Source organism: Parashewanella sp. 2210YD4-3 (genome assembly GCF_056591735.1).
In genome coordinates, this window is record NZ_JBWQOG010000006.1 from 114,180 (window position 1) to 135,714 (window position 21,535).

17 protein-coding genes are annotated in these 21,535 nt (G+C 42.3%); 8 read left to right on the forward strand and 9 right to left on the reverse strand.

Annotated features, from left to right (window positions below):
• The first annotated feature begins 47 nt into the window (after positions 1-47).
• The 4 genes from AC1EU0_RS10845 (at position 48) to AC1EU0_RS10860 (ending at position 7,583) form a co-directional block, all read left to right on the forward strand.
• Positions 48-1,928, forward strand: coding sequence for an alpha-amylase family protein (locus AC1EU0_RS10845; protein ID WP_480302421.1), 1,881 nt, complete (start codon positions 48-50; stop codon positions 1,926-1,928).
• 11 nt (positions 1,929-1,939) lie between these two features.
• A complete protein-coding gene (locus AC1EU0_RS10850; RefSeq protein WP_480302422.1) occupies positions 1,940-4,342 on the forward strand; it encodes a TIM-barrel domain-containing protein in 2,403 nt (800 codons plus the stop codon).
• A gap of 97 nt (positions 4,343-4,439) precedes the next feature.
• On the forward strand, positions 4,440-5,933 hold the full coding sequence (locus AC1EU0_RS10855) for an MFS transporter (protein ID WP_480302423.1): 1,494 nt from the start codon (positions 4,440-4,442) through the stop codon (positions 5,931-5,933).
• Between the two features lie 6 nt (positions 5,934-5,939).
• Positions 5,940-7,583: an alpha-amylase family glycosyl hydrolase gene (locus tag AC1EU0_RS10860; protein WP_480302424.1), complete on the forward strand. Its 1,644-nt coding sequence runs from the start codon at positions 5,940-5,942 to the stop codon at positions 7,581-7,583.
• Here the strand turns inward: AC1EU0_RS10860 and AC1EU0_RS10865 are convergent.
• From AC1EU0_RS10865 to AC1EU0_RS10880, 4 genes are all read right to left on the reverse strand, one after another.
• On the reverse strand, positions 7,570-8,589 hold the full coding sequence (locus AC1EU0_RS10865) for a LacI family DNA-binding transcriptional regulator (RefSeq protein WP_480302425.1): 1,020 nt from the start codon (positions 8,587-8,589) through the stop codon (positions 7,570-7,572). The two genes, AC1EU0_RS10860 and AC1EU0_RS10865, sit on opposite strands and share 14 nt — an antisense overlap.
• Positions 8,590-8,745: 156 nt before the next feature.
• A complete protein-coding gene (locus AC1EU0_RS10870; RefSeq protein ID WP_480302426.1) occupies positions 8,746-9,657 on the reverse strand; it encodes a hypothetical protein in 912 nt (303 codons plus the stop codon).
• A gap of 166 nt (positions 9,658-9,823) precedes the next feature.
• Positions 9,824-11,305, reverse strand: a complete 1,482-nt coding sequence (locus AC1EU0_RS10875) for a lactonase family protein (protein WP_480302427.1) — start codon at positions 11,303-11,305, stop codon at positions 9,824-9,826.
• Between the two features lie 175 nt (positions 11,306-11,480).
• On the reverse strand, positions 11,481-13,391 hold the full coding sequence (locus AC1EU0_RS10880; protein ID WP_480302428.1) for a hypothetical protein: 1,911 nt from the start codon (positions 13,389-13,391) through the stop codon (positions 11,481-11,483).
• Positions 13,392-13,564: 173 nt separating this feature from the next.
• On the opposite strand from AC1EU0_RS10880, the gene AC1EU0_RS10885 reads away from it, so the two are divergent.
• The gene (locus tag AC1EU0_RS10885; protein ID WP_480302429.1) at positions 13,565-13,816 is read left to right on the forward strand and encodes a YkgJ family cysteine cluster protein; all 252 of its coding nucleotides are present in this window, start codon (positions 13,565-13,567) and stop codon (positions 13,814-13,816) included.
• Here AC1EU0_RS10885 and AC1EU0_RS10890 read toward each other — a convergent pair.
• From AC1EU0_RS10890 to gpmM, 4 genes are all read right to left on the reverse strand, one after another.
• Entirely contained in the window at positions 13,788-14,546 is a 759-nt protein-coding gene (locus tag AC1EU0_RS10890) for a divergent polysaccharide deacetylase family protein (RefSeq protein WP_480302430.1), read from the reverse strand. The two genes, AC1EU0_RS10885 and AC1EU0_RS10890, sit on opposite strands and share 29 nt — an antisense overlap.
• An 8-nt stretch (positions 14,547-14,554) precedes the next feature.
• Positions 14,555-15,742, reverse strand: coding sequence for a S41 family peptidase (locus AC1EU0_RS10895; protein ID WP_480302431.1), 1,188 nt, complete (start codon positions 15,740-15,742; stop codon positions 14,555-14,557).
• A 29-nt stretch (positions 15,743-15,771) separates the two neighbouring features.
• Positions 15,772-16,878: a murein hydrolase activator EnvC family protein gene (locus tag AC1EU0_RS10900; protein WP_480302432.1), complete on the reverse strand. Its 1,107-nt coding sequence runs from the start codon at positions 16,876-16,878 to the stop codon at positions 15,772-15,774.
• A gap of 112 nt (positions 16,879-16,990) precedes the next feature.
• Positions 16,991-18,535, reverse strand: coding sequence for a 2,3-bisphosphoglycerate-independent phosphoglycerate mutase (gpmM, locus tag AC1EU0_RS10905; RefSeq protein ID WP_480302433.1), 1,545 nt, complete (start codon positions 18,533-18,535; stop codon positions 16,991-16,993).
• Positions 18,536-18,760: 225 nt separating this feature from the next.
• On the opposite strand from gpmM, the gene AC1EU0_RS10910 reads away from it, so the two are divergent.
• The 3 genes from AC1EU0_RS10910 (at position 18,761) to gpsA (ending at position 20,917) form a co-directional block, all read left to right on the forward strand.
• Positions 18,761-19,195, forward strand: a complete 435-nt coding sequence (locus AC1EU0_RS10910; RefSeq protein WP_480302434.1) for a rhodanese-like domain-containing protein — start codon at positions 18,761-18,763, stop codon at positions 19,193-19,195.
• Positions 19,196-19,402: 207 nt separating this feature from the next.
• Positions 19,403-19,900, forward strand: a complete 498-nt coding sequence (gene secB, locus AC1EU0_RS10915) for a protein-export chaperone SecB (protein ID WP_480302435.1) — start codon at positions 19,403-19,405, stop codon at positions 19,898-19,900.
• Between the two features lie 3 nt (positions 19,901-19,903).
• Entirely contained in the window at positions 19,904-20,917 is a 1,014-nt protein-coding gene (gene gpsA, locus AC1EU0_RS10920; RefSeq protein ID WP_480302436.1) for an NAD(P)H-dependent glycerol-3-phosphate dehydrogenase, read from the forward strand.
• A gap of 33 nt (positions 20,918-20,950) precedes the next feature.
• Here gpsA and AC1EU0_RS10925 read toward each other — a convergent pair whose 3' ends face one another.
• Positions 20,951-21,451 carry a hypothetical protein gene (locus AC1EU0_RS10925; RefSeq protein WP_480302437.1) on the reverse strand — a complete coding sequence of 167 codons (501 nt, stop codon included), beginning with the start codon at positions 21,449-21,451 and terminating at the stop codon, positions 20,951-20,953.
• Positions 21,452-21,535 lie beyond the last annotated feature (84 nt).

Sequence of the window (21,535 nt, forward strand, 5' to 3'; positions counted from 1 at the left end):
ATGTTTGAGCAAAGTGCTTAGCTCTATCGCTAGCCATAAGGTTTACTATGAAAAATAAACTCATTTTACTTTCTACATTTACCGCCAGCATTTTTCTGGCGGGCTGCAAACCCTCAACGGAACCAGAACCAATCACAGCCACAGAGAAAGCCGCTAAGCCAAAGAAACCTGTTGTCTACCAAATGTTCACTCGCTTATTCGGTAATAAAAATAGCACCAATAAAGAGTGGGGCACCAAAGAAGAAAACGGTGTCGGTAAGTTTGCGGATATTGACGATACCGCTCTGAGTGCAATTAAAGAGTTAGGCGTTAGCCACGTTTGGTATACGGGTGTTTTACATCATGCTTTAGTCGCTGATTACAGCAAATATGGCATTAGCCAAGATGATCCAGAAGTGGTTAAAGGTCGCGCTGGCTCACCATATGCGGTTAAAGATTATTATAATGTAAACCCTGATTTAGCCGTCGAACCTGCTAAGCGATTACAAGAATTTGAAGCCCTAATTGAGCGTACCCATCAGCACGGTTTAAAAGTGATCATAGATATCGTGCCAAATCATATTGCACGTAGCTATCAATCTTTGACTAAGCCTAAAGGCGTTGAAGATTTTGGTGCCAGTGATAACACTCAAGTGACTTATCACAAAGACAATAATTTTTATTATGTAAAAGATGAAGACTTTAAACTGCCAACTAGCTTAGATGGCTATCAGGTATTAGGTGGTGAAAGGCACCCACTGATTGATGGTAAATTTGTTGAAAGCCCTGCTAAGTGGACGGGCAATGGTTCACGTAAAGCCCAGCCTCATTTTTATGATTGGTATGAAACCGTAAAGGTAAATTACGGTGTTCGCCCTGATGGCAGCTATGATTTCCCTCGCTTGCCAGAAAGTTTCGCTGAAAAAGATCACCAAGCACACTTTAAATTTTGGCAACAGCAATCGGTGCCAAGTTCTTGGGTAAAGTTCAAAGACATTGCCCTATATTGGACAGAAAAAGGCGTCGACGGATTTCGTTATGACATGGCAGAAATGGTACCTGTTGAGTTTTGGAGTTACCTCAACAGTCACATCAAAATGCAAAATCCAAATGCCTTTTTGTTGGCCGAGATTTATCAACCTAAGATTTATCGTGACTTCATCCATCTTGGTAAAATGGATTACCTCTACGATAAAGTGGACTTGTACGATCGCTTAAAAGAAATCATTCAAGACAAACGCAATACTGACGTGCTTGATGACGTCGCCACTAAATTTGCTGATATTGATGAAAACTTGCTGCACTTTTTAGAAAACCACGATGAGCAGCGTATCGCCAGCCCTGAGTTTGCTGGTCGTGCTGAAAAAGCCCTGCCTGCAATGGTAGTTTCAGCCACCATAGGCAAAGGCCCAACTATGATTTACTTTGGTCAAACCGTGGGTGAAAAAGCGGCTAAAGATGCAGGGTTTGGTAAAGCCAGCCGCACCACGATTTTTGATTACTGGGGCGTGAAAGCGCATCAACAATGGATGAACGGCGGTAAGTTTGATGGCGCTTTGCTTTCGAACGAGCAAAAAGCATTGCAAAATTATTATCGTACTTTGTTGACCTTTACCAAGAGCTCAACGGCGTTAATGGGAGGTTACGTTTCAACGCATCAAGCCAATAAAGCGGCTAAAGGCTACCACCAAAAGTTATACAGCTACGCCCGTTTTGATGAACAGCAACAGCTGGTGGTGATCAGTAATTTTTCAGAAAACTTAGGCTCAGACTTGAGTTATCAACTACCTAAAAATCTGGTGTCAGCATGGCAGTTGGCTGACGGTGAATATCCAATGATAGATAAGCTTTCTGGCACATCACAGCTGCTTGTTGTGGTTAACGGCAAAGGAAGCATCCAATTAACAATGAAGCCATTGCAGTCTTATATTCTTGAATTGCAGAAGTAGGAAGTACATCAATGAAAACAATAAAAAGGCTTCAAAAGGTCGCACTGTGTGTTGCCATCGCATTAAACGTAACTTCGGCAATTCAAGCTGCAGAATTAGAATCTGCGTTTGTTAAAGGCAAGCAGTTGCTGCTAAAAACTGATGAGCATCAAATCGTTATTGATGCTATTGGCGACGGAGCAGTCAGTGTCCATTATCAAGTTGAAGGTATGAAGCAGCTGCCGTCATTTTCGATTGATGAACATGCAGCATTCACCAGTGGCAACTTAAGCAAAACGAAAACAGGGTTTCAATATCAATTAGATGATCTTATCGTTCAGGTTCAAGCCAGCCCGTTTAAGTTGAGTTATCACCACAATGGACAACTTCTACTTGAGGAAGATTCCGGGTTAATTGCTCATGACAGTATTCGAGGGTTCCGCTTTAAGTTAGCCGACAATGAAAAACTGATAGGCGGTGGCGAACGAGTTGTGGGTATGGATCGCAGGGGTCAACGTCTGCCTTTGTACAACAAAGCATCCTACGGTTACACCACTCATGCCGAGCAAATGTATTATGGTTTGCCCGCGGTGATGTCTAATAAAAAATACGCACTGATTTTTGATAATACCGCTAACGGTTGGCTAGATATCGGCAAGACAGAATCTGACGTTCTGCAATTTGAAGCTGAAGGCGGTCGCACAGCTTACATTGTTGCAGCAGGCAAAGACTATCCAGAACTGATTGAAAACCTCACTGAAGTCACGGGGCGTCAACCTATGCCACCTCGTTGGGCATTGGGGAATTTCGCCTCACGTTTTGGCTATAAAACCCAGCAGCAAACGGAAGATACAGTAAATGCGTTTATCGACCAAGACATCCCGCTTGATGCTTTAGTTCTGGATTTATTTTGGTTCGGTAAAGAGATCAAAGGCACCATGGGCAATCTGGCTTGGGATAAAGACAGCTTCCCTGAGCCTGAAAAAATGATTGCTGACTTTAAGCAAAAAGGCGTCAACACTGTATTGATCACTGAGCCATTCATTTTGTCCACTTCAAAGCGTTGGGACGAAGCGGTATCGGCGGATGCACTTGCGAAAAACTTTGCTGGAAAAGTTAAAACGTGGGATTTCTATTTTGGTAACACAGGGCTTGTAGATGTGTTCTCACAAAAAGGGCAAGCGTGGTTTTGGCAAAAATACCAACCGCTTCTAAAGCAAGGCGTTGCGGGTTGGTGGGGAGACTTAGGCGAGCCCGAAGTTCATCCCCATGACACTGTTCATACGCTGAATTCAGTAACAGGCTCCACTCAAGTGACCGCCAATGAAATCCATAATGCTTATGGTCATCAATGGGCGAAAAATTTATACCAGAAGTTAACACAAGCGCAGCCAGAACAGCGGCCTATGATCATGATGCGCTCTGGCTTTGTTGGCTCGCAACGCTATGGCATGATTCCATGGACGGGAGATGTAAACCGCAGTTGGGGAGGTTTAAAACCTCAAGTTGAGCTGAGTCTACAAATGGGAATGCTGGGCTTAGCTTATACTCACTCCGATCTTGGCGGATTTGCTGGTGGTGAAAAATTTGATCCAGAGCTTTACACCCGCTGGCTGCAATACGGAGTGTTCCAACCTGTATATCGCCCACACGCGCAAGATAACATTGCCCCAGAGCCTGTGTTTCACGATGAAAAAACCAAAGACATCGTGAGAAAGTTCATTAAGCTTCGTTATCAATTACTGCCTTATAACTATACCTTGGCGTTCGAGAACTCAACCAAAGGGTTACCGCTGATGCGCCCTATGATGTTTGCTGATTCAGATAACCGCAGCTTTGATAATGCCAGTAGTTATTTCTGGGGTGGTGCGTTTTTAGTTACGCCTGTCGTTGACCCAGCTGTTAAGCAAGTAGAAGTACAGCTTCCACAAGGTGTGTGGTTTGATTTCTTTAATCTCACCAAATATCGAGGTGGAAAGACTGTATTGGTTCCTACTCAGTTAGAAACCCTACCAGTAATGGTTAAAGCAGGAAGCTTTGTCCCTATGATTGAGCCAATACAATCTACCAAAGATTATTCAACTCAAAATCTCACTCTGCATTATTACCATGATGAAAGTGTCAAACACGCTTCAGGGCAAATGTTCGATGATGATGGTAGTAACCCCAAAAGCATCGAGCAAGGTCAATATGAACTGGCATCATTTAAGGCTAGATTTAATGGTAAGGAATTATCTTTCCAATTTGATAGAAAACTCAATCAATATCAACAAGCTGTAAAGCAAAGAGCATTAACGCTAAAAATTCACAATGTTCGCAATGAACCTGAAAAAGTTATGGTTAATGGCAAGCTCGTTAAATTCAAATGGAAAAACAACCAACTAACCATTGATTCGATTTGGAAAGGTAGCCAATCAATTGATGTTAGCTTGTGAATACGTATGTAAAGAGCTGTTGCTACCGTAACAAGCTCGTTACCATTGCGATAACGCTGAAAAGCAAGAAAGCAAAAACAATAATAAGGAAAACCAAATGGTGAACGAAAAGCCGCATTTGAGCTTTTGGCAGATCTGGAACATGTGCTTCGGATTCCTAGGTCTGCAATTTGGATTTGCGCTGCAAAACGCCAATATGAGTCGCATTTTTCAAACCTTGGGCGCAGAGATGGATGCAATCCCTATTTTGTGGATTGCAGGTCCTGTAACAGGATTAATCGTCCAACCTATCATTGGTCATTTGAGTGATAAAACGTGGACTCGACTTGGCCGTCGTCGCCCTTACTTCCTATACGGTGCCATTGTGACCAGCTTAGCCTTGGTATTGATGCCAAATGCCAGTTACTTATGGATGGCGGCGGGTTTATTATGGATTTTAGATGCGTCAATTAATGTTTCTATGGAGCCGTTCAGAGCCTTTGTTGCGGACAACATGCCGAAAAAGCAGCAGCCAAAGGGCTATTCGATGCAAAGCTTCTTTATTGGTATCGGTGCTGTCGTGGCGTCTATGCTGCCTTGGATTTTAGCGCAGTTTGGTGTTGATAATCAGGCACCTGAAGGTGTGATCCCTGATACCGTCAAATATTCTTTTTATGCGGGCGCTGTCGTTTTGCTTGGTGCTATTGGTTGGACGGTGTTTTCGTCGAAGGAATACTCACCAGAAGAACTTGCAAGCTTTGAGCAAGAAGATGATTCGAAAAATGAGTCTACTCCACAGATTGCTGCACAAGTGTATTTCAGAAATGGCTTTGGTTGGTTAGCGACAGGCTTATTGACAACTTTTATGGTTTTCTCAAACCAATGGGACAAACAGCTTTATGTTCTAACCATCAGTTTAGTGGTATTTGGTTTGCTGCAGTTTATTGTGGCACTGCGTCGCAAAAATAATGCTCAGCTGTCGGGCTTCGATTCAGTTTTTGATGATTTACTCTCAATGCCGACAGTGATGAAACAACTTGCGGTCGTACAGTTTTTCTCTTGGTTCGCTCTGTTTGCCATGTGGATTTACACCACAGCTGCGGTTACCTCAGTACATTTCGGTTCAACCGATACCTCATCTGTAGCATACAATGACGGCGCAAATTGGGTGGGTGTTTTGTTTGCGGCCTACAACGGTTTTGCCGCGTTAGCTGCCATCGTCATTCCTTTTGTGGTTAAAACCATTGGTTTGCGAAAAGCTCACTTAAGCAATTTATTCTTAGGTGCGGCTGGCTTAGGGCTATTTTTAGTGATTGATGATCCTGATTACTTACTGATTTCTATGGTCGGTGTTGGTTTTGCATGGGCTTCTATTCTTTCGCTGCCATATGCCATGTTAGCAGGCTCACTGCCTGCGAAGAAAATGGGCGTCTATATGGGGATTTTCAACTTCTTTATTGTGATCCCACAATTGCTTGCTGCCAGCGTACTGGGTGTATTGTTAAAAATTGGATTTGAAAACCAACCTATTTACGCCTTACTGATTGGTGCCATCAGTTTTATGGTTTCAGGTGTTTTAACCCTGAGAGTCACCGCAGCCAAAAGCGAGTAACTGAATATGAAAAAGTTAATATTAGGTATCTCTATTGCGGCTAGTTTTTCTAGCGTACAAGCGCAAGATTTTTACGGCACTTTGCATCCGTTCGCCAAAGAAAATGTGTATTTTGTTATTACCGATCGTTTTGTTGATGGTGATAAAAACAATAATTTTGAGCATGAAACGGGTTTTAACAAACCGCTTAATTGGCCAAATGGTGATAAAGCCAATGTCGGCTACCTAGGTGGTGATTTTAAGGGCTTATTGTCTCAAGCGGATTACATCAAAAACTTGGGTTTTACTTCCATTTGGATGACGCCAATCATTAAAAACCCAGCAGAAGCCTTTACTGGTGGTGATGAAATTAAGCCGACAGGCTTTGCCATGGATAGAGGTAAGTCGGGTTATCATGGCTATTGGGGCGTAAATTTTTACGAGCTGGATAAGCATCTACCTTCAAAAGGATTGGATTATCAACAACTCAACCAACAGCTTGCCAAACATGGCTTGAAAACCATTATTGATGTAGTGATCAATCACGGTTCTCCTGCTTACACTATGCCAAAAGCACAGCTTGATTTCGGTAAGCTGTTTGACAAAGACGGTAAGTTGGTGGCGGATCATCTGAACCTCAAACCTGCCGAATTATCACCAAAGACCAACGCTAAGCATGCTTGGTTTTACACCAAGCCAGACCTAGCTCAATTGGCTGACATCAATGTTGAGAATCCACAAGCATTGAAATACTTTACCGATGCTTATTTGCAATGGCTTGGGCAAGGCGCCAGTGCGATGCGTTTAGATACGGTAAAGCACGTTCCAGCCAAGGTATGGGGACAGTTCAGTAAAACAATTCGTGCAGAGCATCCTAACCTATTTATGTTTGGAGAAGTGTACTCCTACGATGCTAACGAAATAGCCAAATACACCTACCCTGAATTTGGCGGTATGAGTGTATTGGACTTTCCACTAAAACAGGCCATGGATAACGTATTTGCCAATGGTAAAGGCTTTGAAGCACTTAGCTCAGAGCTTCATTTAACTAAAGGCCCTTATGCAAACCCGTACGAGCTAAGTACTTTCTACGACAATCATGATATGCCAAGGATGAATGCCAGTGATAACGGCTTTATCGATGCACATAATTGGCTGTTTACGGCTCGTGGTATTCCTGTGGTGTACTACGGCAGTGAAATGGGTTTTATGCGTGGTAAAGGTGAGCATTTTGGTAACCGTAATTACTATGGTGTTAACAACATCAATAAAGCCAAACAGCACGTAATTGCAAAAGAGCTTAAGAAGATTGCAAAAGTTCGTAGAGACAACATAGCCTTACAAAAAGGACTTCAATTGAATGTCGAATTACAAGGCGATAAAGCGATGTTCTACCGTGTCTATCAGCATAATGGAGTCAACCAAACAGCGTTGGTGATGTTAAATAAAGGAGATAAGGATCAGACTTTCTCTATGCCTAATAACATCCAAACTGGTGGTTGGGACAATGCCATTACTGGTGCAAAGATTGATATTAATGCTCAATCAAATATCTCAGTTCCAGCGCACAGTGTTCAAGTTCTGCTCTACAACTCAGAACTCACTTCAAAGCCATTAATCAAAGCATTAACAGCTTCAATGCAACAGCGATTAGGCACTAAACCGCTTTAGATGAGTTTCTAGTTACTAATTCAGGGCTCAGCATCACTTGCTGTTGTTGATTGCCCTGAATTTTATCAATCAGTACCTCTACCAACACTTCACCCGCTTTATGAGTATCCTGTCTGATTGTGGTTAACGGCGGATTCATAAACTGAGCAATTTGAATATCATCAAAACCAATCACGCTCACATTAGTGGGAATGTGCTTACCGCGTTCTTTTAGCGCTTTAATCGCGCCAATGGCAATTAAATCACTGGCACCAAATAATGCAGTGAACTTTTGACCACTATCTAACAAAGCCAAGGTAGCTTCATACCCTGATTGCTCAGTTGAAATGGCATCAGCTTGCAATCGTGGCTCAATCGGTACACCTGATCTGATCAAGGCTTCGGCGTAGCCTTGGTAACGATCAAAAAACTCAGGGCAATGCACAGAAGCATCGCCAATAAAGGCAATTCTTTTATGACCTTGATTCAGCAAATGTGTTGCCGCTTGAAAGCCGCCATCTTTATTATCGCAACAGACAGAAGGATGCTCAGCCAGTTGAGGTCCCCAACGAACATAATGAGTACCTTGCTCTTCAAGCTGCTTGAGTTTCGGCTCAAAAGCAACGGCATCTCCATAGCCTAATAAAATTAGGCCATCCGCTTTGTGACTATCTTCAAAATCAGCATGCCAGTCATCGGATTGTTGTTGGAAAGAAAGCAGTAAGTCATAATCTTTTTTTGCAGTGGCTTGGGTAATTGAGCCAAGCATGGATAAGAAAAAAGGGTTGATCAGAGAATTATCAGAGGTTGGGTCGGCAAAAATCAATAGTGCCAGCGTATTACTGGTTTGGGTTCGAAGGCTACTCGCATGTTTATCAACTTTATAATTCAGTTCCTTGGCAATGCGTTTCACTTCATCAATGGTTTCTTTTTTTACCAAAGGGCTATTTCTAAGCGCTCGTGAAACGGTAGATTGAGAGACACCTGCAAGGTGGGCAATGTCGAGAGATGTAGCTTTCCCTTTCATGCGGTAGCTTTCCGAATAATTATTATGCTGCCAAAATATATCAAATAACTCACAAAGCTAACAGCGAGTTATTCCATCAACCACATTCTGGCGCTTCTGGCGAGTAAATTGAACCTATGCCATTGGCTTGATATTGGTTGTATATTATTCGATAACCTAATAAACCACCGCCAGTTTTTCTCTATTCATAAATCGTCTTTGTCCATCTATCATTAACGAGCGGGTGTGAGACGTTAAAAAGCGAGGATCGCCATCCATGAGTATCGAACATTGATAGCCGGTAACCCTTATTTTGTTATAGCCCTTAATTATTAAAGCTTGTTTTAGGTGCCCACTAAAAGGCTTTCTACTTAAACTTCTGAGCCACTCTATATTGCTAAATTGATGGGGAGCTCTTGCATATTCTAAATCACTAGGCTTAAATGAAGCGGGCCCATAACTGTCTGCAGAATGTGGGGACATAATCCTTAAATCTTCAATTGCTAATAGTCCTTTTTGTTCTAGGTAATTGGCCAACTGAAACCCGGTATAGTAACCTTCACTACCCATAATACGATCTTCTCCAGCTTTTCCGGCGCCATAAATATACAAGCTGCTAATCCTTTTGGGATCTACTTCTTTTAACGGGTAACATGGGGAGTAATTCGAAGCCAGTGACGCTAAGTGGGCAAATAGAGAGGTGCAGTCGGTTTCATTTTTACTATTAAATTTTAGTGCAACCTGCTTTACATCAAGATTAACAATGTCATTTTTGGCCACTTTCTGTTTGAGTTCTGCTATGTATTCTTTGTTGTCAAAGAAGACAGGAATGGGCTGTTGATGTTGGAAGAAATTAGCGAATTGCTCATTGAACATAGCGACAATGAATGGCTCTTGATCGCGACCAATTTCACCGGGGAGTAAGATAGCTTCGGTTTGGTGGTTTTCATCCAGCTCTGCATTAACAAGATAGTCTTGAAATGTAGCTTGGGGGCGAATGTCTGACTCTTGCCAATGGAGTAAAAAGTCAGTACCAACCTTTGTATAAAGAGGTAATTTTGTTGTGACTCCACTAATCTCAGAAGACATGTGTTTATCCGTTGGCTGCGCTATGCGATCAGATTAAACCAAGTTGTCTTAAGCTTTGCTGTCTATCAGGCTAATTTATCGATTTTTAACTTTTCAGAGTTTGAATGACATTAGAGCCGAAGCTTATTCGACTCTAATGCTGGTGGACAACTAGAAATTTTACTATTTAAAATCCAGAATAACGGTTTGGGTAACCTGCGATTCCTAAAAAGAAACGCTGAGTTATTGCAGGATTTTCACCATCTAACAGTGCCGCATTTACCGTGAGTGGTGATGAGGTTTTTTCTGTTAATTTTCCATCTTCATCCAGATCGAACACTCCAATACTATGGCTTTCAAAACCAAGTACATAAGCATGGCTATTATCGTAAGTGATATAAATATCTTTAGAATCACCTTCTTTTTCCGCTTTTCTGTTGAGGATTTGATCTCGAGTTAACAGGTTTCCTTCAACGTTAAATTTAACGACTTGGTTTGAATTAAACCCAACAGCATAAAGGTGGTTTTTTGTAGTTAACCATGTCCAGCACGCTGCTGGCCTTGTCCCTGTAATGATTGAACCTTTACCAGAAGGTACTGAGTTCATATTAGGAGAACTGTCGAATAAATCATTACTGTTTGTGGTATCGAGTGAAATCAGTGCCGCTTCGTTATCTCGTAAATTTGAATCGATATCATTGATAAATTTACCGGTTAACAATGCGTTTGATACATAGACATAACGGCTATCACTGGACCAACTGAATCCAATGGATGCCAAGATACCGTCATTAGCAAAGTAACGAGAATTTTGAAGAGAGAATTGATTATTTCGCACTTCAACATCATACAAAAAAGTGTGAGCAGGAGTAGACAGTTGTTCACTGGCAGGATACCCCGCATTAGCGATACCCAGTGTAGTCACCACAACCTTTTGATTATCAGGGCTGAAGCTCACTTGTGCCGGACCATTTTGGCGTGCCGAATAAGTAGCAAGCCTTCTTTGCGGGGTTAATACGCCCGTTTGTGGATCAAAACGATAAAGATAGATGTTTCTGCTATTGGTATCCGTATCGGCTAAATGTTCACTAATTGGGTTGTCGTACTGATCTAAACACGTCTCTAATGTATTTGCTTCCGTAGGCTCAACGCAATGGGAAACATTTTGTTGATTGGCAACAATAACCCAAGTGATTCCATTGATGGTTTTTATGTCTAGGCTTACAGGGCGAATACCAAATGAGTCCATGTTTTGGACACCATTACGATCCGCATGTTGGTCGATGCGAGATAAATCTCCGCTTTGATCATCGATTTGAAATACACTGATGCTGCCATTATTTTCAGTAATACTCGAGTCACCAAGGGTTTCGCCAGCATTAACGACTAATAGCTTATCTCCGAAAATACGGATTGCGCCTTGCGCATCAAAGTCACCATCATCGGCATCTCCAACACCACCAGTGTCGAATGCACTTCTTTCGGTTAAATCACCATTTTCGCCGACAGCAAATGAAATAACTTGGTTATTATTGACGTCATTGGTGCTGGTATAGATGAATCGAGTCTGTGGGTTTGTGGTCTTTGAATCTTCATTGTCATTGTCATGACACGCTTGTAAAAGAAATAAGCTTGAGAGTAATACGCAAAGGCTGACTTTAGGGTACATACAACACTTCCTTATGTAACTACGAAAAAACAACATAAGCAGTAAGTATAGTTAAGTTATATCGCCTCACCAGTATGAAATCATATCCCGCAAAGACGAATCATAGCCTTAGCTTTGCAAGGATTTAATTGCAAAGCTAAGGCTATGTTAAGACATAATTAATTGGTAGGAATGGTTAAACGTCTAACTTTGCGTCTTCAGTTTCATCTTGCTGTTTTTCATGTTCGTGCTTAATGAATCCTGCGGCTTCTTCATCCATTTGGTTCAATTGATTTTGCGACTGCATCGGGATTGCACGAGATTGCTGATTGATCTCATGGATTTGTGATGCATTTTGTAAATCTCGGTTACTGGTAATGGACGCGATGGATTCTCTGTCTTTGAGGAATGAAATAATATCGTCGCGAATACCGGCCAACTCTTGCTCATTTTTATGCATTTCTAAAATTAGCCTTGGGTGTTCTAGGTTTTGCATACCTGTAGAAGCAAAGGTACTGGAAACAATGCGACAGACGATGACCCAAGGGGTAATGCTCGAACGTACCAATACATTTTCAGAGCGAGTAGAGTCGTGAATACTGTTACCAGTTGAGATTTTAGACTCAGTAAATGTGCCTTCGACTTTCAGGTAAATTAAATCACTTTCAAATAGGATTTCTGAATAAAACAAATGAGCCGTATTTGTTTGAATTCGAGCAAGAGCACGAAGTAATAATCCACTCAGGAAAATATGCACTATGGTGGAAACTGAATCTGCAAGCTCTTGCAGTTGAGGGGTTGCCATATTGGCGTGAATATTATCAAAACCAATACTGCGAGTAAGGCTGGTTAAGTCTACTACTTGATAAGCCAATATCATGGTCAGAATGGCGCTGATCACAAAGAGTACATTGCCTGATATTAAGCTGACAGCCCGCATCTTTTTAAATACGTCCCCCAACTCCATGGTTTTTACTTTGGGCTGGATTTCTTGGATCATTTCCCCAAAAAATTTACCTTTGCCTTCAACCTGCTGAATTAAATCAGGATCGAGTTCTTGATACACTCGGTTAGGGACTTCTTTATAACGACGGTTGGCCATCACTAAGTTATCAAGATTGATAAAAATCTCATTGGGATGAATGGATTCCTGCCAGTTTTCACGAAGTTCTGAAACCTCTACTTTAGGATCAGAATAGTTCAAGCGCTTTTTCAGCATAATAAAGGCAATGGCACTGGTAACTGCGGCGCCAACTAACAACCCTAATAACAATAAGGTTGAATGAAAGGTGGGAAAGTTTGCACTGACTTGCTGCAATTCGCTGATCGTCGTTTGAGTCATGGAAAGCGCATATTTCAGACTTAGGCCAACGATAACGGGTAACACAATCGCGCCTGCGATGACTCTTACCAGTTCCATATTCCCCATGCTTGAGATGCTTCTATCGGCATTGCGATTAATGCTAGTACCAGCGTTTCGCCATACGTTTAATAAGTAAATTGTGAGGAGTGCGGTATAAAACGGAAACGCAAATTCACCTAATTCACCAGCAAAGCCAGCCAATGAAACAAAGGCAACAAAAGCAAAGGCGATAAGGGCGACAATTGTTTTAATCCATGCTCCAAAGAGACGTTGCGCCATATTTCGGATTGGATAGGGCATGTAGGTCAAGCGCGGAAAAAGACTGTGAACAAAACGAGCCAGAATGCCAATAGGTTCTACAAAGGTAGAGTTCTTACGTCCTACCAGCATTTCAATGAGCTTTTGCTTGGTGTAAGCAACATAAGAACTTTCTGTTTTAGCTGTGCTGGATTCAGAGCGACTGTGATTATACGCGAGAGACGTCGGGTGATTCCGGCCAACAAAATAACGAAGCATAGCAAGAATACCACCCGAAGCAGAAGCGATACCGCCACCGAGTAATAACATGCCAAATCCCACCAGTAGCCAGCCTCCAACAGCTTCATTTTTCACTGTGGCTGCGGCATCGATGAGTAAGTAGACCCCCATAAGAGCAACAATCACACCTCGAATAGTGGTCGCCGCCCCTTCTTTTTTGAACGGATTTCGTAGCCCAAGATCAATGGAACCGTAATCGAATGCCATTGTTATTCTCCCTAATAAACAGCTGGTGATGAATTATTTATTGATGATTCAAATGCTTATATGTTGTAAGCCATTTGAGTTATTGCAAGAGAGGAAGTATATGGTGATAAATTACTCAGGGGAAGTAAAAAGGCATGATAAAATATACCCTCATTGATCAGTGAGTTTTTGTTATGAATTGCCGTTTAGGATGTGGTGCCTGCTGTATCGCCCCTTCTATCAGTAGTCCGATTCCGGGCATGCCTCAAGGTAAACAAGCAGGCGAGCGATGTGTGCAACTTTCAGTTGATAATCTTTGCCAAATTTTTGGTCAGCCAGAGCGACCAGAGGTTTGCCATGCGTTTTCTGCCACAGTTGATGTTTGTGGCGAAACGAATGAAGAAGCCTTGTGGTTACTTACTTCGCTAGAAGTTCAGACAGCTTAGTTTCAGTACCGTTATAGCGTTCAGCAAGAAGCTGAGCAACGGAAGTCACTTGAATATTATGCTGTTTTAATCGGCTGAGGTTATTTTTTAGGTATTCAATCGTTTCTAGGTAAGGATGGGCTATCACAATAAAGTGATCATGAGTTTTGCTCAGCTTGATGATTTGTTGAAACTGATGTTCAAGCCCTTGCGGCGACGTATCGTTATCCAAAAAAATCATTCGCTTAAGGTTAGGTACTTTGGCTTGCTCTGCCGCTTTTCGGGCTTTACTGTAGCGTGTGGTGATGCTGTCGACGAAAAACAATTCCCGTCGTTTTAACTCTGCCATTAACCATTGCATGGGTTGCTCAAGCTGAGTGACATAACTGCCCATGTGGTTATTTACTCCTTTGGCATAAGGAATATCTTTTATTGCTTTGTCGAGGATATTGTTGATCGCTCGTTGATTCATATCACTATTGATACCGCCAATCCCCATCGCTTTACCGTTAAGCGCTTGCATGGGAATATGTAGCATGATTTCATGACCTTGCTGAAAGGCTTGCTTGGCTAACTTATGGCTAAGTGGAGTAAATGGCAAGAACGAAAGCGTGATTTGCGGGGGCAGTTGTAACACCTGTTTGTCGGTATGGCGATAGCCTACATCGTCAATAATGATGGCAACTTGCGCTGCTTGCAGTTTTGTAGAAAGAGATAAAAGAAGCAGTAGCGCAAGTCGTATTATTGTCATAAACCCTGTTATGTATCAGTCTTAAACCATGAAATAGCCGATTTCAGAGCGTTGTCATCTGAGTCTGCTTGTGTGCCATTGATTATAGAAGCATTATTGCTTGCATTGCCAGTCATGCTCGGCAGATTTATGTCTGGTGTGATCCCAGATTGATGAATGTTATCACCTTTAGGGGTTAAGTAGTGGGCAATCGTAAGTTTAACCCGACTGTTTTGGAAGATGGTGGGGATCATGCCTTGAATACTGCCTTTACCATAACTTCTTTCCCCCATTAGGGTTGCCCGTTGGTTTTGCTGTAAAGCCGCGGCTAACACTTCAGCAGCCGAAGCCGAATTTTTATCAATTAACACCAGCATCGGCACGTCTTTTAATAAATTGATGTCAGTGGCACTGTAATTACTGTTGGCCTGTTTGAATCTTCCTTTCGTCGATACGATGGTGCCTTTACTGATAAAGAGGTCGGCGACTTTTACGGCTTGCTCAAACAAACCGCCGGGGTTACGCCTTAAATCAATGATCAAGCCATTGAGCTGTTGTTGCTTCCATGTCGTTAGCTGATTTTTGATTGAGTCGAACGTGCTATTTTGAAAGCCATTGATTCGAATGTATCCGAGATTGTTTTCGAATAAGTTAGCTTCAATGGCGGCGACTTGAATAAGGTTAGGTTTGATATTTAACTGCCACTGTTTGCCTTTGCTATCCGTTACCGTTACATCAATAGGCTGATTGTCTAAAGCTGCGGTTTTTATCTGCTTTAAAATGGCTTCTTGATTATCTAACGTAATGGCCTGTTTACTTAAGTGAGTAATGATATCTCCGAATTCAATTCCTGCTTTATTGGCAGGTGAACCATTAAAAACATTGATCACTTCAAGGCCATGCTCTTTACCATCAACTTCGAAACCGAAGCCTTTGTACTGGCCTTGATTGTTTTCTTCTTGTTTAGCGATATCTTCAGCGTTTAAAAACTCAGAATAGCCATCAAGTTTTTGGAAAATACCTTGAATGGCTGCTTCAATAAGCTCTTCACGGGTGAGGGGAGTAACATAAAAACGTTCGATGCTATCAATCACATCGGCAAGGAGTGGAAATCCATAATAAGAATGATGGGGTACTTCGCGCCCAGCAATGCTAATGCTAATTCCAAATAGCGCACCACAAAAAAACAAAACAACCCGTCGAGCATACTTGATCATACAGCCTCCATTGATCCAGGAGGCGGCGATTATCGTTTGCAGTAACGCGACGGATTAATGGCTTTCCCCTTGTGACGTATTTCGAAGTATAGACCAGGTTCTACTTGTCCACCTGAACGTCCAACCAAAGCTAAGGTTTCCCCTTTATTGACGTGGTCACCAGAGGATTTAAGTAACGCTTGAGCATGACCATAAAGGCTCATATATCCCTTGCCGTGATCGACAACTATCACCATACCAAAGCCTTTTAACCAATCGGCAAAAATGACTTTTCCGTCGGCAATGGCCTTTATCGTTCGTCCCTCAGGTGCGCTAAGCAATACGCCTCGCCAGCGTAATTGTCCGCCTCTTGGGCTGCCAAAGGTGTGAGTTAATCGACCTTGGGTCGGCCATTTCAATTTCCCTCTTAGTGCACTTAACCCAGACAGATTATGCTGTTGTTTTGATTCACGAATGGCTTGCTCAATGGTTTGTTTAAGGCTGACTTCTTCAATTTGTAATTGCTCTAAACGAGCGCCGCGGCGATTGAGTATCCGTTGTAACTGAGTGAGTGTACGTTGACGCTGTTGGCTTTCATTTTTTAATTGCTCAGCTTGTTGCTGTTGTTGCTCAGCCACTATTGCCAGCTGTTGTTTCTGATCTGTGATGGTATTTTGGGTGTGCTTAAGTTCTGATAGCGTGGTTTTTAACTTTGCTATAGCTTCGACTCTGGCTTTATTGAGATATTGATAATAAGTCAGTAAACGCTCAACCGTCGCGGGATCTTGCTGACTAAGCAGCATTTTTGTGTAGTCGTGGTTTCCACTTAAATAAGCACTTTTTAATTGTTTTGCGAGAGTATGTTGCTGAGATTTTTGCTGTTGTTGTAATTGCTTTTGTTTATCGGCCAGCTCTGCAAGACTCTTGTTAAGTTGCTGCTGTTGCTGCTGACTTTGATTGACTTGAGTGGCCACTTTTGCGATGGCTTGTTCGTCACTTTTTAGTATCTTCAACAATTGTTGGTGTTGTTTTTGAGTATCGCTAACTTGTGAATGTTGGCGATTAATTTGATCTTGTAAGACTTTAAGTTGAGATTGGCGCTCTTTTATCGTGGTGGCCGATAATGGAAGTGATAACCCTAGACTTAAGATCATCATAAGGACTATTGAAAATAGACGAACACAATAGCGCACAGATACTTCCTTTTCGTTAAACCAAATGAAAAAAATGCCGCTAAAGTTAGCGGCATTTCATTGTATCGACCTAAGACTATTGTGCAAGTGTGATCAATGGCTGCCCTGACATTTCTTCAGGAATCGCTTCTCCCATCAAAGATAGCATAGTTGGGGCTAAATCACTTAGACGACCGCCTTCATTGATTTTACCTTGACGACCAACATAAATCAGTGGCACTAATTCGCTCGTATGAGCAGTATGAGCTTGACCTGATTGTTCATCTACCATTTGCTCAGCATTGCCATGATCAGCTGTGATTAAGGCTTCGCCTCCCACTTTCTCTAAAGCTTCAACAACACGGCCAATGCAAGTATCTACGGCTTCACATGCTTTTACGGCAGCATCAAAGTTACCGGTATGACCTACCATGTCACCATTAGGATAGTTACACACGATCACATCGTATTTTTCAGACTCAATGGCGCCAACCAGTTTGTCGGTCAGTTCAGTTGAGCTCATTTCTGGTTGTAAGTCGTAAGTTGCCACTTTAGGTGATTGAATCAAAATGCGATCTTCACCTTCAAATGGTTGCTCTTTACCGCCATTAAAGAAAAATGTTACGTGAGCGTACTTTTCGGTTTCTGAGATACGAAGCTGAGTTTTACCACGATTTTGCAGCACTTCGCCTAAAGTATTCACAAGATCGGTTTTCGGGAACGCTACAGGTGCTTTAATATCAGCGGCGTATTCCGTTAGCATCACAAAATTCAGCTTTGGTGTCGCTTTACGCGCAAAGCCATCAAAGTCAGCATTGACAAAACTGCGTGTGATTTGACGAGCACGATCGGCGCGGAAATTCATAAAGATCAATGTATCGTTGTCTTGCATTGTTGCCACGTTGCCTTCGCGGTCAACAATGGCTGAAGCAGCAACAAACTCGTCGTTTTCATCACGTTGATAAGCGGCTTCTAGTGCAGCTGGCGCATTGTCGAATTGATGCTCAGCCTGACCTTGAGTTAATAAGTCATAGGCGGTTTCAACACGATCCCAACGGTTATCACGATCCATCGCATAGTAACGACCTACTATCGATGCAATTCGGCCGTGACCTAGGCGTTCAAATAAAGCATCAAAATGGACAAGGCTTTGTTTAGCGCTGCGAGGAGGAGTATCACGGCCATCAAGGAAGGCATGAAGATAAACTTTCTTGGCACCACGCTTTACTGCGAGTTTACAAGCCGCTTCAATATGCTCTTCATGGCTGTGAACACCACCCGGTGACAGCAAACCCATAATATGAACTGCGCCGTCTGCGGCAATGGCTTTATCAATGGCGTTGCACAAGGCAACGTTTTTATTAAAATCGTCATCGGCAATCGCTTTTGTGATGCGAGTTAATTCTTGATAAACAATGCGACCAGAGCCTAAGTTTATATGGCCTACTTCAGAGTTACCCATTTGACCATGAGGTAACCCAACATCATCCCCAGAGCCTGAAATAAGGTTATTAGGGTAGTGTGCGTATAACTTATCTAATACAGGAGTGTTAGCATGATAAATGGCATTCATGTGGGTATTTTCTCGGTTTCCCCAGCCATCTAAAATCAGCAGTGCCAATGGGCGCTTTGCAGTTATCATTTTTGTACCTTAACTAAATTAAAAACAGGTTTATACCCATGACACCTATTCAAGAGGGTTATGGGTAGCATGGGTATAAAGCCGTAAAATAAGAAAAGCGTCTGTGAGTGTACTCGAACTGAGACATGAGAAAAAGTTAACATCTAAAAATGAGTGGGAATGATCGCAATTTGTGACCCGAAACAGTTATAATCGTTAAATTAAATCTGTCAATGAAGTGAACACATGCAAGAATACATTCAGTTTTTTCAAGCTAATCCTATCCTTTCTTTGGCCTGGGTAGGTCTGTTTATTGGTGTGATTGTTACCACCATTAAAGCATCAACGCTAAAATACAAAAATGTGACCCCTCAAGAACTTACTCAACTTATCAATCGTGAAAATGCAAAAGTGGTTGATGTTCGCTCAAAAGATGAGTTTAAAAAAGGTCACATTGTTAATGCGATGAACGTTCCATTAGCACAAATTAAAAATAATCAAGCCACGAGTCTTGAAAAGCATAAAAGCAGCCCCATTATTCTAGTATGCAATGCTGGCATGACATCTTCGCAAGCGGCTCAGTTGTTGGTAGCACAAGGATTTGAAAACGTGCATAACCTCAAAGGTGGTATGGGTGAATGGACTGCGGCAAACATGCCGGTTTCCAAAAGCAAAAGATAATCGTGTCTAACAGAGTGTTTTATGGTCAATCTAAGGTTGACGTACACGTTAAAGTGTCATAAAACTCTGACAAGCTGATCCAGCGGTCAACATGGTCCTTAACGATTTGTTAAGGTAGTACGACTGATTAGATCGAATTAATAATAAGACCCAGAAGGGGTAAGAAAGCCCCTCCACAGTCGAGACAAATTACATAGGTAGGAAATTATGGCTGAAGCAGCAACTCAAGAACAACAAGCTCCACAATTCAACATCCAACGCGTTTACACCAAAGATCTTTCTTTCGAAACGCCTAACAGCCCAGCGATTTTCCAACAAGAGTGGAATCCAGAAGTTAAGCTTGATCTTGATACTCGCAGCGAAAAACTGGCTGATGACGTATACGAAGTGATCCTTTCTCTAACGGTTACTGCAAAAATTGGTGAAGAGACAGCATTCCTATGTGAAGTACAGCAAGCAGGTATCTTCACTATCGAAGGTCTGACTGAGCCACAACTTGCTCACTCTCTAGGTGCATACTGCCCGAACATTCTTTTCCCATACGCTCGTGAAACTGTTGCTAGCCTAGTTGGTCGTGGTACTTTCCCACAACTTAACCTTGCTCCAGTTAACTTTGACGCACTATTTGCTCAATACGTTCAACAACGTCAGCAAGAAGAAGGCGCAGAGCAAGTTGAAGAAAAAGCAGAAGAAGCTACTGCATAATTCATGAACACTGAAGCCGATATTACGGTATTAGGGGCGGGCTCTTATGGCACCGCCCTTGCCATTTCTTTAGCCCGTAGTGGTCATAAAACGCTACTGTGGGGACATCAGCCGGAACACATCGCTCGACTGCAAAATGATCGCAGTAACGAGCAGTTTTTGCCGAGCATTCCATTTCCAGAAAGCCTTATTCCAGAAGCTGACTTGGCTACTGCATTAGCCGCTAGTCGAAATGTATTGGTAGTTGTACCAAGCCATGTGTTCGGTTTAGTGCTTAAGCAAGCTAAGCCATTATTACGTGATGATGCTCGTATTGTATGGGCAACTAAAGGCTTAGAGCCTGAAACAGGTCGACTTTTACAAGATGTCGCACGAGATATTGTGGGTGAAGATATCGATCTTGCCGTGGTATCAGGTCCTACTTTTGCTAAAGAATTAGCAGCAGGTATGCCAACAGCGATTTCTGTTGCGGGCACTTGTGCTCAGTTTAGCCAAGAGCTGGTGGAATTACTGCACTGTCCGTCACGCCTTCGTGTTTATGAAAATGAAGATTTCATTGGTCTGCAATTAGGTGGCGCAGTTAAAAACGTGATTGCTATTGGCGCTGGTATGTCCGATGGCATCGGATTTGGGGCTAACGCTCGTACCGCTTTGATCACTCGTGGATTAGTAGAACTGACTCGTTTAGGCGAAGCCCTTGGTGCTCAGCCAACCACCTTTATGGGGATGGCTGGTTTAGGTGATTTGGTGCTGACCTGTACCGATAACCAATCTCGTAACCGTCGTTTTGGTTTGGCTTTAGGTCAAGGTAAAGACTTTGAGACGGCACAAACGGAAATTGGTCAAGTGGTTGAAGGTTATCGAAATACTAAAGAAGTGTTTACGTTAGCTAAACGCTTAGGTGTTGAAATGCCCATTACTGAGCAAATCTATCAAGTTTTGTACCAAGGTAAAGCAGCTAAAGAAGCAGCTAAAGCTCTACTTGGGCGAGATAGAAAAGCCGAAGTGCTTGGATAATCTATGTAAACTGGCCGATGTTATCGGCTGGTTCTATACAAGTGTACAGCGTTTGCAGCTGAACCAAGGCCTAGGGAAAGGTTCTTCTGCTATCTGATCTCGTTGTTTCTGGCATTTGATTTCTTCTAATATAAAGCGTTTGTTATAGCTACCGTCTGGATTAAATGCACCTGTGAGTGTTGATGTATTCTTAAATTTAAAAAAGTTAATATCTCGTTGTTCCAAATTTCTTGCAGCATTACCTAAACCAACCTTTTTCAGTGCTTGAATGAGTTGATCCATACTAGGATCGCCTGTTGACGACCACTCACATAAAATGTCGATAAGGTGGTAATATGTCGCGTTGGGACTATCGAGTAGAGCATTTGACGTTATACCCAATGTTTCTCCCAATTCTGTCCAATCACAACTAGAACCGTATAATGCTATGGCTAGCTTAAGAACATCAAATTTATAAAGATTGAGTGCAGAACAGTAACTACTGTCATCAGTCCAGTTATTGAGAGAGCTTGTGCAATGTATACCTGCTGCCATTTCATTGCCTTATTATTAAATCATTATTTGACGTTATCACTTTTAATTCAAGCCGTTAAGTTAATTGCTGTTCATCCATTCACT